Consider the following 12434-nt stretch of genomic DNA (forward strand, 5'->3'; position numbering starts at 1 on the left):
GATGTTCACGGAGCGTATCGGATGACTTTCAGTGCCGGAACACCCCTGTAACAAGCTGTAAAAACTACAAATATGCGGAACCGCAGTTGAAATGTCTGTCTAACACCCACCTGCGAGCAATGTCTGCGCAACGCTCTGCATTCGGTGGAGCTTCAGGACAGCAGGGCAGTCAGAAAAGGAGTACGCATGAACACTAGAAACATCCAGACGTTCCTGATGGTTTCGGCCGCATTCTTCGCCATGAGCGCGCCGGTGCGCTCGAGCCCAAGCTCGAGCAGCGCAGGGGCGCTGTCGAACGCGATCACCAGCACGGCGCAAGTCGCGCCAGCACGCATTGCAATGGAGCGCATTGCACGATCCACAAAGGCCGGCGAGGAAGACCAGAATTCGTGATGCGTCGCTGAAGCGACGCGTCGGTTGAAAATCGGCCGTTGTCCGGGCATCGGAGAACGGCATAAACGACGAAGGGCGAGGATCGCAAGATCCTCGCCTTTTTTATCTCTCTCAGATTCCGCGCCGGCCTTTAGTGTTAGGCCTTGTCCTGAACCACGCCACGGCGAATCTGGTCCAGCTCGATCGATTCGAACAGCGCCTTGAAATTGCCCTCGCCGAAGCCCTGATTGCCCTTTCGCTGGATGATCTCGAAGAAGATCGGTCCGATCTGGTTTTCGGTGAAGATCTGCAGCAGCAAGTCGTCGGGTGCGCCGTCGATCAGGATCTTGCGCTTACGCAATTCGTCGAGCGGCTCGCCGTGGTTCGGCACACGGCGATCGACCAGTTCATAGTACGTGTCGATCGTATCGAGCAGCGAGATGTTCGCCGCGCGCAAACCGTCCACAGTGCGATAGATGTCGTTGCTGCCCAGCGCGATGTGCTGGATGCCTTCGCCGTGGTACTGGTCCAGATACTCTTGGATCTGACCGGCTACGTCTGACCCTTCCTCATTGATCGGAATGCGGATTTTGCCGCACGGCGAGGTCATCGCCTTCGATTTCACGCCGGTCACTTTGCCTTCAATGTCGAAGTAACGCACTTCCCGGAAATTGAACAGGCGCTCATAGAACTCCGCCCATTCCTGCATGCGGCCGCGATGGACGTTGTGCGTCAGATGGTCGATGTAGGTCAGACCGTGGCCGACAGGGTTCGGATTCGCGCCCGGAATCGGCTCGAAGTCGACGTCGTAAATGTCGATGTTGCCGATGGTGCCCGGCTCAGCACCGTTCTTGCCGCGCCAGCGGTCGACGAAATAGATCAGCGAGTCGCCGATACCCTTGATCGCCGGGATGTTCAGTTCCATCGGGCCGGTCTTATTGTCGAAGCCCCAGGCGCCTTTTTCCAGCGCCTGCTGGTAAGCCTTCGCCGCGTCCTGCACACGGAAGGCGATCGCGCAGATCGACGGGCCATGCAGGCGCGTGAAACGTTGCGCGAACGAATGCTGTTCCCCGTTGACGATGAAGTTGATTTCGCCCTGGCGATACAGCGTCACGTCTTTGTGACGATGCCGGGCGACGGCGGTGAAGCCCATCTGTTCGAACAGCTTGCCGAGCGCCTTCGGATCCGGTGCGGTGTATTCGATGAATTCGAAGCCGTCGGTGCCGACCGGGTTTTCCCAAGTTGAAACCTGCATTGTCTGTCTCCTGTGTCGACCTGAGTTAGCGCTTTAGCTGTCGGCCGGAGTTAGTGCTTCAGCACTTACTCCGGGCCCATGCAAAGCACTTACTCAGGTCCCATGCAAAGCTAATGGGCGCGCACATTGCGCGACTGAATGACGCAAGTGTAAAGGCCGGCTGGCGACGAAAACTTGCGAATTTAATCGCGCGTAGATACGATTAAGCTATTTTCTAGCTCATTTTTTTACATGGACGGCAGAAAATGGCCAATATAGAGATAGACGCCATCGACAGACGCATTCTGGCGATCCTTCAGGAGAATGGCCGGCTGTCGAATCAGGAGATCGCCGAGCGCATCAACTTGTCGCCGAGTCCGTGTCTACGGCGTATCCGTCGGCTGGAAGAGAGCGGAGTGATTCGCGGCTATGTCGCGCTGCTCGATGCGCAAAAGCTTGGGCTCGATCTGCTGGCTTACGTCAACGTGCGGTTGGAGAAGCGCAGCGGTCCGGCGCTCAGCCCGCGCGGCGACGCCACGCATGCCGATCTGTTCCGCGCAGCGGTGCAGACGTGGCCGGAAGTGGTCGCTTGTCACGCGATGACGGGCGACATGGATTACCTGCTGCGTGTGCAGGTCGAGGATATGGCGCACTTTTCACGTTTTGTGCAGGACCAGTTGCTGCACCATCCCTCTGTAATCGACGTGAAGACGAGCTTTTCGCTCGAGAAGTTCAAGGAGACGACGGCACTGCCGATTTTGTGAACGCCGGGCCGCGGTCAGGTGACGGACAAACAAAAAGGGCAGCCACAAAGGCCGCCCTTTTTGTTTTGCCGAAGTACAGACCAGTTAAGCGGCCTCAGCTGCCGGCAAGAACGATTCGAACAGCCTCGACGCCTGGCGCGCCTGGCGCTTGAGTGCGTAGTCGAACACCGCGGCTTGCTCCTGCAGCATCTCGGAGATGATGCTCGATTGATCTGCAGGCGGCAGCGTCAGATAGGCGTCTGCCTCGCCGTACGCGTATTCGATCTTCATGCCAGCCTTCTTCGCGATGTGCATCATGGTCGAATTGCGCGACAGGCAGTGCATGTAAAGCATAGTGACATGCGTATTGCGGCTGCGGATGGCGGCGCGCTCGAAGAGCTTCGAGCCAATACCTTGCCCGCGGGCGCTTTCCAGCACCGACACGCCGAACTCGGCAGTTCGCTTGTCGCCTTCAGCCGGCAGATACGCCAGATGGCCGACACCGATGAGTTGCAATTGACTATTGAACACACCGAAGACCGTGTCGCGCGTGAAATCGATCGCGCGGACGTAGTTTTCAATGACGTGGTCCGGCACGATCTGGCCGAAGCGCAAAAGGCGGTCGTCTTCGTCGAGCGAGAGGAAGTGGGTCAGCAGCCGATCACGGTCGATGGCGGTGAGTTCGCGGACCAGAGCAGGCGCACGACCGCCTGGCTGCAACAGGCGATCGTGCGCGACGATCGGCTCAGCGGCGCGGGGTGTAATCATGTTCATGGTCAGGTTCTCCTTTTGATCAAGCGGCATGGTGCACCGCAAAAACAATTTTATCGGAAACCCTGTTCCACTACTAGGGAAAACCCGTATCAAAATTTGAAGGGAATGCCTAAAAAGTTAGCGCCCTATTTTTGTGTCGTTGATTATTAAAGGAAAATAAATTGAACGAGCGTTCGTGACAAGATGTCGCGGCGAGGCAACCCAAGCCGATTATTTCCTCTGAACAATGCTGCCGTGCGCAATCAGCCTTCGGCAGAGCTCAATCCGTGGTCCACCATATTGACCACCTGTTCGGCAAACTCCCGGTAGCCCATCCGTCCGTCCGGCTTGAGCCAGGTGAACGTCCAGTTGATCATGCCGAACACCATCATCGTGAGGGCGGTCTGGTTTTCGCGCGTGGCGCGTTCCGGATAGGCGCGCGCCAGCTGCCGCGCAAACGCCGCGACCACGTCGCGCTGGCGGTTCAGGATGATCTCTCGCTGGGTGTCGACCAGATACTTCACGTCATTCAGGAGCGCGACGTGGCGGCTGTGCGACGTCTCGTACTCGGACAGAAACGCGCGAATCAGCTCCGCGAAGGTTTCCCGCTCGGACAGTCCGCGACGTTGGCTTGCGCCTTCCACCTCGGCGATGATCAGCATCAGCCGCTTCGTGTAGCGGTCCAGCAGATCGAACAGGATCGCTTCCTTGCTCGCGTAGTAGTGGTACAGGCGCGCTTTCGAGGTGCCGCTCGCGGCGGCGAGGTCGGCCATCGAGGTGCTCGGGTAGCTCGTCTGTGCGAATTTCGCCGCAGCCAGTTCGAGAATCTGATCGCGCTGGGTTTCGTGGTCGGGGGCTCGGGTGCGGGCCATAGTCGTCTTTTTTATTAGTGTGGACAGGGGGCAAGCGCCGCGCACAGTTCCAGAGTGCGCCATGCGCTCGCGTCGCCACGCAGCTTGATGCGGCGCGTCGCGGCCAGTTCGCGGAAGCGCCACAGCACGATGCTGTCGCTCACCAGATACCAGAGTTCGGCGGTCATCAGTTCGGCGGCAACACGCGCGGCGGGTTGCCAGTCGCCGGTGGCCTGCTCGAGAATCAATGCGTCCAGATCGGCGAAGCTGCCGCTCGTGAACGTGTTGTCGCGCCAGCGCCGTGTTTCGCCGTTCGCGTGTTTGGCCTCCTGCCATTCGAGCGCGAGCCGGCTGATGCGCAGAACCGAAATCGGCGCCGCGTCCGGCAGGCGCCCTTGCAGTACAGCCGGCGCGAACATGCCGACGGATGTCGCGCGATCTTTGCGGCTGTGCGCCCATGCGCCCGGATCGGTGAGGTCGCGAATCGACAGACGCACTTCATTCAGCCGTTGGGGGCTGTTACGCAGGTGGTACGAGACGCGGCGCAGCATAAGTTGATCGGCTGCGCTTTCGCCGTGCCAGACCACCAGGTTCGCGTTACCGCGCGCGATGTTCTCCAGCGCGGCCGCCTGCTCGCGGAATTCCCGAAGAAAATCGCGCCGGGTGTCCGTGCTGACACGGTCCCAGAACTCTGCTCGCACGTCGGGTCCGTCATCGATACCGCGCAGCGGACCGACCGCCAGATCGTCGCGCAGTGCGTGCACGCGATCGTCGCGGCCCGCCTCGGCTAGGGCGGCGCGCAGTGACTCGGCGGCGACATCGCCGTTGGTGAGGTGAATGGTGCTCATCGGCAGTGGCTTGGGCAGGCAAAAAACGCAAATGACAAATGACAAAAAGGGGCCGCTCATCGATCGGGATAGGTGTCCGATCGCGAGCGGCCCCTAGTGTAAGCGGATCGTGGACCTGCTGAAAGCGTTGCGGGCGTCGGATGGCCACCCGACGCGTTCGGCTCAGCGCTCGTCGTAACTCACCACCACGCGGTCGCTGATTGGATGGCATTGGCAGGTCAGCACGTAACCGTCGCGGATTTCGTGTTCTTCCAGCGTGTAGTTCTTTTCCATCTTGACCTCGCCTTCGAGCACCTTCGCGCGGCAGGTGCAGCAGACGCCACCCTTGCACGCGTACGGCAGCGCGAGGCCGGCACGCAAGCCGACGTCGAGCACGCTCACGCCCTGATACGGCAGGCGCAGCTTGCGCCTTTTCCCGTCGAGGACGATTTCGAGGTCGGCGGCCGGAGTGTCGTCAGTGATTTCGACCGGCGGCACGCCCGCTTGCGGCAGCGGTGAGCCGAAGCGCTCCACATGCACTTTTTCCGAAGGCACGCCCGCGGCTTTCAGGGCGGCCTCGGCGGCATCCATCATCGGGGCGGGGCCGCAGATGAAGGCTTCGTCGATTGCATCGGCCGGTAGCAGATTTTCGATGAAGGCGGCGCACTTCTGCTGGTCGAGCACGCCGTTGAACAGCTCGACGTCCTGCAGGTCGTCGGAAAGCACGTGATAGAGCACGAAGCGGTTCATGTAGCGGTTCTTCAGATCTTCGAGTTCTTCCGCGAACATGATCTGATCGACGCTGCGGTTGCCGTACACCAGCGTGAAGGTGCTGCGCGGCTCGACTTCGAGCGTGGTCTTGATGATCGCGAGCACCGGCGTGATGCCCGAGCCGCCGGAAAACGCGAGGTACTGCTGGCCCTGGTCCGCGTTCAGATGGGTGAAGAAGCGGCCGTCCGGCGTCATCACGTCGATGGTGTGGCCGGGCTGCAGCGTGTCGAACGCGAAGTTCGAGAAACGCCCGCCGCGCACGCGCTTGATGCCGATGCGCAGTTCGCCGTCGCGATCGTAATCGGTGACGCCGACGCAGATCGAATACGAACGGCGCGTTTCCTCACCGTCGATGTGCGTTTTCAGCGTGACGAACTGGCCCTGCGTGAAGCGATATTGATCGCGCAGTTCGACAGGGATTTCGAAGGCGACCGAGACCGCGTCGGCGGTTTCGGGCCGCACTTCGCGGATACGCAGCGGATGAAATTGCGGGGTAGCCATATCAGTATGGTTTGAAGTAGTCGAAGGGTTCGCGGCAGTCGAGGCAGCGGTACAGCGCCTTGCAGGCCGTCGAGCCGAATTGCGCGAGACGCTCGGTATGCGCCGAGCCGCAACGCGGACACGGCGGCGCCGGCAGCGCACGCGGCATGAAGCGCAGCACTTTTTCCCGCGACGGCACGGCGGAGCCGCAATTGCCGGTGGGCGGCGCGATTCCGTAGGCGCGCAGCTTTTCACGCGCGTCGGCGGTCATCCAGTCAGTGGTCCAGGCCGGTGCGAGGACCGTGGCGATCCGATACGGCTTCAGTTCAGCCACATCGAGCGCTTGGGCGACGTCTTCGGCAATCTGCGACATCGCCGGGCAACCGGAATAGGTCGGCGTGATCACGACTTCGAGCGTGCCGTCGGCGGCGCGTCGCACGTCGCGCAGAATGCCGAGTTCCCGAATCGACACCACCGGGATCTCCGGATCAGGCACCGTTTCGAGCACGGCCCATGCGCGTTCGAGCGTGGCGTCGGCGGTGGTCATGGCAGTCGAAGTCGTCATCGTGAAGTTCCGTCGGGTTCCGCTTGTAGGCCTGGTTATGCGCTTACCAGGTGGCGCCGGGATGCTGGCGCGCGAGGCTTTGCATTTCAGCCAGCACGAAGCCCATGTGTTCTGAGTGCTCGCCATGCTTGCCGGTCGTGATGTGCTTGACTGCTTCGGGCAGCTTGAGCGTGGCTTCGTCGAGCGTGGCCTGTACATCTTGGAACCATGCTGCTTCGAGGTCCGACGTCAGCGGTCCGATGCCGGCGGCGGCGATGGTCTCCTCTACTGCGTCGGCACTGAAAAACTCGCGCGTGTACGGCAGCAGATAGTCGAGTGCGGCTTGCGCGCGGCGATGCGACTCGTCCGTGCCGTCGCCGAAACGGATCAGCCATTCGCTCGCGTGGTGCACGTGATAGCTGGTTTCCTTGATCGACTTCGAGGCGATCGCTGCAAGCTGCTCGTCCTTCGACGTAGTGAGCGCCGACCAGAGATGCGCCATCAGCGTCGAGTACAGGAAATTGCGCACGATCGTGACCGCGTAGTCCTTCTCGACCTGCGCGGTACCGGCGAGCGGGCCGTAATGCGGCAACTCGGCCAGCGTGTAATTGGCGAACTCGCGCTCGGCGCGGAAGTAGGCGTAATCGTCTTCCGTGCGGCTTTTGCCGGTGAGTTGCTGTTCCAGCGCGGCGGCGTGCGTGTACAGCAGGCGCGCTTGGCCGATCAGATCCAGACTCATGTTCGACAGCGCGATGTCCTCTTCGAGGATCGGGCCGTGGCCGCACCACTCGGTATTGCGCTGACCGAGGATCAGCGCGGTGTCCGCGAGGCGCAGCACGTACTGCAAATGTTGGGGCGTGATGGTCATGGCCGCGCTTACATGTGGTTGACTTCGTCGGGGAGCGTATAGAACGTCGGGTGGCGGTAAATCTTGTCGCCAGCCGGTTCGAACAACTCCGCCTTGTCTTCCGGCGCGGACGCCGTGATCGCCGACGACGGCACCACCCAGATGCTTACGCCTTCCTGGCGGCGCGTGTACACGTCGCGTGCCATGCGCAGCGCCATCGGCGCGTCGGCGGCATGCAGGCTGCCGCAGTGTTTATGGTCGAGTCCCTGCTTGCTGCGCACGAAGACTTCCCAAATCGGCCATTCCTTGTTCATCGCTGATCTCCTGATACTTTGTTCGGCTTGCCGCGTGAGTCAAGCGGCGTGCTGTTGCGCGCGCTGGCGCTGCTTTTCGGCGTGGGCGAGGGCGGCTTCGCGCACCCAGGCGCCTTCGTCGTGAGCTTTCACGCGGGTCGCGAGACGTTCGCGGTTGCACGGGCCGTCGCCATTCACGACGCGCCAGAATTCTTCCCAGTCGATATCGCCGTAGTCGTGATGGCCACGGGCTTCGTTCCACTTCAGGTCCGGGTCCGGCAGCGTGACACCGAGCACCTTGGCCTGGTCGACGGTGGCGTCGACGAATTTCTGGCGTAGATCGTCGTTCGAGATGCGCTTGATGCCCCATTTCGACGACTGGTTGCTGTGGATCGAGTCTTTGTCGCTCGGGCCGAACATCATCAGCACCGGCCACCACCAGCGGTTCACGGCTTGCTGGACCAACTCGCGTTGCGCTTCGGTGCCGCTCATCATCGACATCAGCGCGTCGAAGCCTTGACGCTGATGGAACGACTCTTCCTTGCAGATACGGATCATCGCGCGGGCGTAAGGGCCGTAAGTGCAGCGGCACAGCGGAATCTGGTTCATGATCGCCGCGCCGTCCACCAGCCAGCCGATCACGCCGACGTCCGCCCATGTGGGCGTCGGGTAGTTGAAGATGCTCGAATATTTGGCTTTGCCCGAGTGCAATGCGGCGATCAACTGATCGCGCGACACGCCGAGCGTTTCCGCCGAGCTATATAGATAGAGGCCGTGGCCGGCTTCATCCTGCACTTTGGCCAGAAGGATCGCCTTGCGCTTCAGGCTGGGTGCGCGCGAGATCCAGTTGCCCTCGGGCAGCATGCCGACGATCTCCGAATGCGCGTGCTGCGAAATTTGCCGCACCAGCGTCTTGCGGTAAGCGTCAGGCATCCAGTCCTGAGGTTCGATTTTGCCGTCGGCGGCCATGACCGCATCGAATTGCGCCTGCTCTGGCGAACTCGCTGCCGCGTCGAGCGGGGCAACATTGCCGGGGATATCCAGGGATTGCGTGTACATGGGGACGCTCTCAGCGGAAGTTGTCTGTGTCTGCGCAGTATAAACCAACCGACCGGTCGGTTAATAAATTTTTTGAGACGGACCTCGATTGTCGATAGCGGAAGGAGGGAGCGCTGCCGAAGGCGTTTCACTTGCACTGCTGCCCCGCGCCGACACTTAACCTATAAAATTGCGAATTGGCTGCGATTTGCGGCCTTCCTGCATCCCCCGGTACTCATGTTACGTCTAAGCGAAATCAAACTCCCGCTCGATCATCCCGAGAGCGTTCTCGAAGCCGCCGTCCGCGCGCGCCTCGCTGAGCTCGGCGTGGGCGACGACGGGCTCATCCGATACACCGTGTTCCGCCGTGCGCACGACGCGCGCAAGCGCGCCGACATCAAGCTCACGTACATCGTCGACGTCGAGGTGAAGGATGAAGCGGCCGCGCTTACGCGGATCGCCGACGTGCCGCACTGCAGTGTGACGCCGGACATGACGTACCGTTTTGTCGCCAAAGCGCCGGCGCAGATGAGTTCCCCGCGCCCGGTCGTAATCGGCATGGGGCCGTGCGGGCTGTTTGCGGGGCTGATCCTCGCCCAAATGGGCTTCCGTCCGATCATTCTCGAGCGCGGCAAGGCCGTGCGCGAGCGAACCAAAGATACTTTTGGTCTGTGGCGCAAGTCGGTGCTCAATCCTGAATCGAACGTGCAGTTCGGCGAGGGCGGCGCGGGTACGTTCTCGGACGGCAAGCTTTACAGTCAGATCAAGGACCCGAAGCACTACGGCCGCAAGGTGCTCGACGAATTCGTCCGCGCGGGTGCGCCGGAGGACATTCTTTATCTGAGCCGGCCCCATATCGGCACGTTCCGCCTTGTCAGCATGGTCGAAAAGATGCGCGCGACCATTCACGAGTTGGGCGGCGAGGTGCGTTTCGAGACGCGGGTCGACGATATCGAAATCGAGCAGGGCAAGGTGCGCGGGCTCAAACTATCGACGGGCGAGCATTTGCGCTGTGACCACGTGGTGCTGGCGGTCGGCCATAGCGCGCGCGATACCTTCCAGATGCTGAGCGACCGCAGCGTCTATCTCGAAGCGAAACCGTTTTCGCTCGGTTTCCGGATCGAGCACCCGCAAGGGTTGATCGATCGCAGCCGTTTCGGCAAGTTCGCGGGCCACAAGCAACTCGGCGCTGCCGACTATAAGGTGGTGCATCACTGCAGCAATGGGCGCGCGGTTTATAGCTTCTGCATGTGTCCGGGCGGTACGGTGGTTGCGGCGACTTCCGAGCCGGGCCGGGTAGTGACCAATGGCATGAGCCAGTACTCACGGGCGGAGCGCAATGCCAACGCCGGGATTGTCGTCGGCATAACGCCGGACGACTATCCCGGCGGCCCGCTAGCCGGCATCGCCTTCCAGCGCAAATGGGAAGAGCGGGCGTTCGAACTAGGCGGCCGCAACTATATGGCGCCGGGCCAGCTAGTAGGCGACTTTATCGCCGGGCGGCCGTCTACGTCGCTGGGGTCGGTTGTACCGTCCTACAAACCGGGCGTGCATCCGACCGATCTGAGCACGGCGCTGCCCGACTACGTGATCGAAGCGATCCGCGAAGCGTTGCCGCAGATGGACAAGAAAATCGCCGGGTTTGCCATGCATGACGCCGTGCTGACAGGCGTCGAGACGAGAACGTCGTCGCCGATTCGCGTGCGGCGCCGGGACGACTATCAGAGCATGAATGTCGAGGGCTTGTATCCGGCGGGTGAGGGCGCGGGGTATGCCGGCGGAATCTACTCGGCAGCGATCGATGGGATCGAAGTGGCCGAGGCGCTTGCGTTGAAGATGACCGGGGCGTCGGCGGTGGTCTGATTTGTAAGCCGTCTGCGCTCGCACACCCATACCCATCTCGCGACTCGTTCGGCGCTGCAGCGCTGATACGAGGCGCGGGTGATCGTACGATAGCGTTCGCCCGGTCGGCCGCGATGGCCATGACGATCGGGCACAATGCACGTTTCGCATCGAACTGACCACCCGAATGACCATTCGCACCCTGGCTGCCGCATGTGGCGCGACGCTGCTTTGCCAATTTGCCGTTTCCTCGACTGTTTTTGCCGCCGACGCCCCGGTGCATTGGGTCACCGCATGGGCTACGGCGTTGCAACCCATCCCACAACGGTCAGATTTGCCGCCCTTATATCGCGCCCCGGAGGTAGCAGGGCGCACGGTTCGCCAGATCGTCTATCCCACGCTGTCAGGTAAATCCGCACGAATCCATCTCAGCAACGAGTACGGCAAGACGGCGCTCGTCATCGAGGATCTGCGCATCGCGCGCTCGGCCGGTGGGGCGGCGGCGCGGGGCAATGGCGAGGCGCGCGTGACGTTTGGCGGCAAGAGCTCGGTGAGCGTATCGGTGGGCGCGGAGTTGGACAGCGACCCGATTGCTATCGACATCGCCGAAGGTGCGCCCTATGCGATTAGTGCCTTCATGGGGCCGGAGCAGCGGATCGTGGCGTGGCATCGGGTCTCGAACCAGTTGAACTTCGTTTCCGCACCGGGTAATCACACCGCCGACGCTTCTGCTGCCTCGTTTCGCGGCCGGTTCACGCAATATGTGTGGGTGACGGGTTTGTCGGTGGACGCGCCTTCATCGGCTGCCGTCGCCGCGATCGGCGATTCGATCACCGACGGCATGCGCTCCAGCCTGAATCAGAATCGGCGCTGGCCGGACGCGCTGGCTCGTCGGTTCGCCAGCACCGGCGATCACTCGACGGCGATCGTTAATCTTGGCATTAGCGGCAATCGCTTATTGAGCGACTCACTCTGCTACGGCGACGCGCTCGTCCGGCGGTTCGACCGGGATGTGCTGGAACGCCCGGGCGTCAAGACGGCGATTTTGCTGATCGGAATCAACGACATCAACTTTGCGGAGATGCCGGCCCGTAGCGGCCTCGACTGCGACTCCCCACATACCTCGGTAACAGCCGCTGATCTGATTGCCGGCTACCAGCGGGTGATTGCGGATGCACGCCACCGCGGCGTGAAGGTGTTCGGCGCAACGTTGACGCCGGCATCGCTGCCGGCGCCGCGGGAGACGATCCGGCTTACGGTCAACCAGTGGATTCGAACCAGCCACGCTTTCGACGGCGTCGTAGATTTCGACGCTGCACTACGCGACCCGGCGCAACCGAATCGCCTGCAGCGCGCCTTTGACAGTGGCGATCATATCCATCCCAGCGACGCTGGATACACCGCAATGGCCGAAGCGGTTCCGGTGGCTGCTTTAGTGAATTCAACCCGGAAGTGAGCCGCCAAAAAAGATTTCCGTCAAACCCTTGTCACATGACCGATGTTCGCCTATAGTTCGCCTCCTCGTTTGCGAACGAGGGCCGCGGCAGAAACCAGCGGCCGCAGCGTTAACAGGGTTTTAAGCGAAAGCGAAAAAATGTTGTTGACAAAGCGAAAAAGAGCCTTCATAATCTCGTTTCTCTGCTGCTGATGCAGCGACGCAGAACGAAGCGGTACCGGGTGGTTGTGATGTGGGTGCAACGCGGTGCCGGTTTGGTAGTGAATGCGTAATCGATCTTTAAAAATTAACAGCCGATAAGTGTGGGCGCTTGATGCGAGATGCGGGTGGGTTCTTCGGAGCCTGCCATAAAGCAAAAGTATCAAGTCTCACACTAGTATTAA

Annotated in this window: 13 protein-coding genes; 4 read left to right on the forward strand and 9 right to left on the reverse strand. The window is 61.3% G+C overall.

The annotated features are described in order from the left end of the window. Positions 1-186: 186 nt before the first annotated feature. Positions 187-393 (forward strand): hypothetical protein, encoded by a 207-nt coding sequence (locus GNZ13_RS42505; protein WP_172176294.1) that lies wholly within the window; start codon positions 187-189, stop codon positions 391-393. 136 nt (positions 394-529) lie between these two features. On the opposite strand, the gene hppD is transcribed toward GNZ13_RS42505, so the two are convergent. After that, positions 530-1627, reverse strand: coding sequence for a 4-hydroxyphenylpyruvate dioxygenase (hppD, locus tag GNZ13_RS42510; protein WP_121108780.1), 1098 nt, complete (start codon positions 1625-1627; stop codon positions 530-532). A gap of 245 nt (positions 1628-1872) precedes the next feature. Between hppD and GNZ13_RS42515 the strand changes: the two genes are divergently transcribed. Next, positions 1873-2370: an Lrp/AsnC family transcriptional regulator gene (locus GNZ13_RS42515; RefSeq protein WP_169491017.1), complete on the forward strand. Its 498-nt coding sequence runs from the start codon at positions 1873-1875 to the stop codon at positions 2368-2370. An 84-nt stretch (positions 2371-2454) separates the two neighbouring features. Here the strand turns inward: GNZ13_RS42515 and GNZ13_RS42520 are convergent, their stop codons facing one another. The 8 genes from GNZ13_RS42520 to paaA form a co-directional block, all read right to left on the reverse strand. Then, positions 2455-3123, reverse strand: coding sequence for a GNAT family N-acetyltransferase (locus GNZ13_RS42520; RefSeq protein WP_172176296.1), 669 nt, complete (start codon positions 3121-3123; stop codon positions 2455-2457). Positions 3124-3365: 242 nt separating this feature from the next. Beyond that, positions 3366-3974 (reverse strand): TetR/AcrR family transcriptional regulator, encoded by a 609-nt coding sequence (locus GNZ13_RS42525; RefSeq protein ID WP_172176298.1) that lies wholly within the window; start codon positions 3972-3974, stop codon positions 3366-3368. 14 nt (positions 3975-3988) lie between these two features. Continuing rightward, entirely contained in the window at positions 3989-4801 is an 813-nt protein-coding gene (locus GNZ13_RS42530; RefSeq protein ID WP_172176300.1) for a DUF1835 domain-containing protein, read from the reverse strand. A 162-nt stretch (positions 4802-4963) separates the two neighbouring features. Beyond that, positions 4964-6052: a 1,2-phenylacetyl-CoA epoxidase subunit PaaE gene (gene paaE / locus GNZ13_RS42535; RefSeq protein ID WP_172176302.1), complete on the reverse strand. Its 1089-nt coding sequence runs from the start codon at positions 6050-6052 to the stop codon at positions 4964-4966. A 1-nt stretch (position 6053) separates the two neighbouring features. Continuing rightward, entirely contained in the window at positions 6054-6596 is a 543-nt protein-coding gene (gene paaD, locus GNZ13_RS42540) for a 1,2-phenylacetyl-CoA epoxidase subunit PaaD (protein WP_216675236.1), read from the reverse strand. A 43-nt stretch (positions 6597-6639) separates the two neighbouring features. Further along, on the reverse strand, positions 6640-7443 hold the full coding sequence (paaC, locus tag GNZ13_RS42545) for a 1,2-phenylacetyl-CoA epoxidase subunit PaaC (RefSeq protein WP_172176304.1): 804 nt from the start codon (positions 7441-7443) through the stop codon (positions 6640-6642). Between the two features lie 8 nt (positions 7444-7451). Continuing rightward, positions 7452-7736: a 1,2-phenylacetyl-CoA epoxidase subunit PaaB gene (paaB, locus tag GNZ13_RS42550; RefSeq protein WP_007179854.1), complete on the reverse strand. Its 285-nt coding sequence runs from the start codon at positions 7734-7736 to the stop codon at positions 7452-7454. A gap of 39 nt (positions 7737-7775) precedes the next feature. Then, the gene (gene paaA / locus GNZ13_RS42555) at positions 7776-8774 is read right to left on the reverse strand and encodes a 1,2-phenylacetyl-CoA epoxidase subunit PaaA (protein WP_172176306.1); all 999 of its coding nucleotides are present in this window, start codon (positions 8772-8774) and stop codon (positions 7776-7778) included. 216 nt (positions 8775-8990) lie between these two features. Between paaA and GNZ13_RS42560 the strand changes: the two genes are divergently transcribed. Next, positions 8991-10616: an NAD(P)/FAD-dependent oxidoreductase gene (locus GNZ13_RS42560; RefSeq protein ID WP_172176308.1), complete on the forward strand. Its 1626-nt coding sequence runs from the start codon at positions 8991-8993 to the stop codon at positions 10614-10616. A 166-nt stretch (positions 10617-10782) separates the two neighbouring features. Then, the gene (locus tag GNZ13_RS42565) at positions 10783-12051 is read left to right on the forward strand and encodes an SGNH/GDSL hydrolase family protein (protein WP_172176310.1); all 1269 of its coding nucleotides are present in this window, start codon (positions 10783-10785) and stop codon (positions 12049-12051) included. The last annotated feature ends 383 nt before the right edge of the window (positions 12052-12434 follow it).

Origin of the sequence: Paraburkholderia elongata (assembly GCF_013177735.1) — a bacterium.
In the GTDB taxonomy this organism is placed as follows: Bacteria; Pseudomonadota; Gammaproteobacteria; order Burkholderiales; family Burkholderiaceae; genus Paraburkholderia; species Paraburkholderia elongata.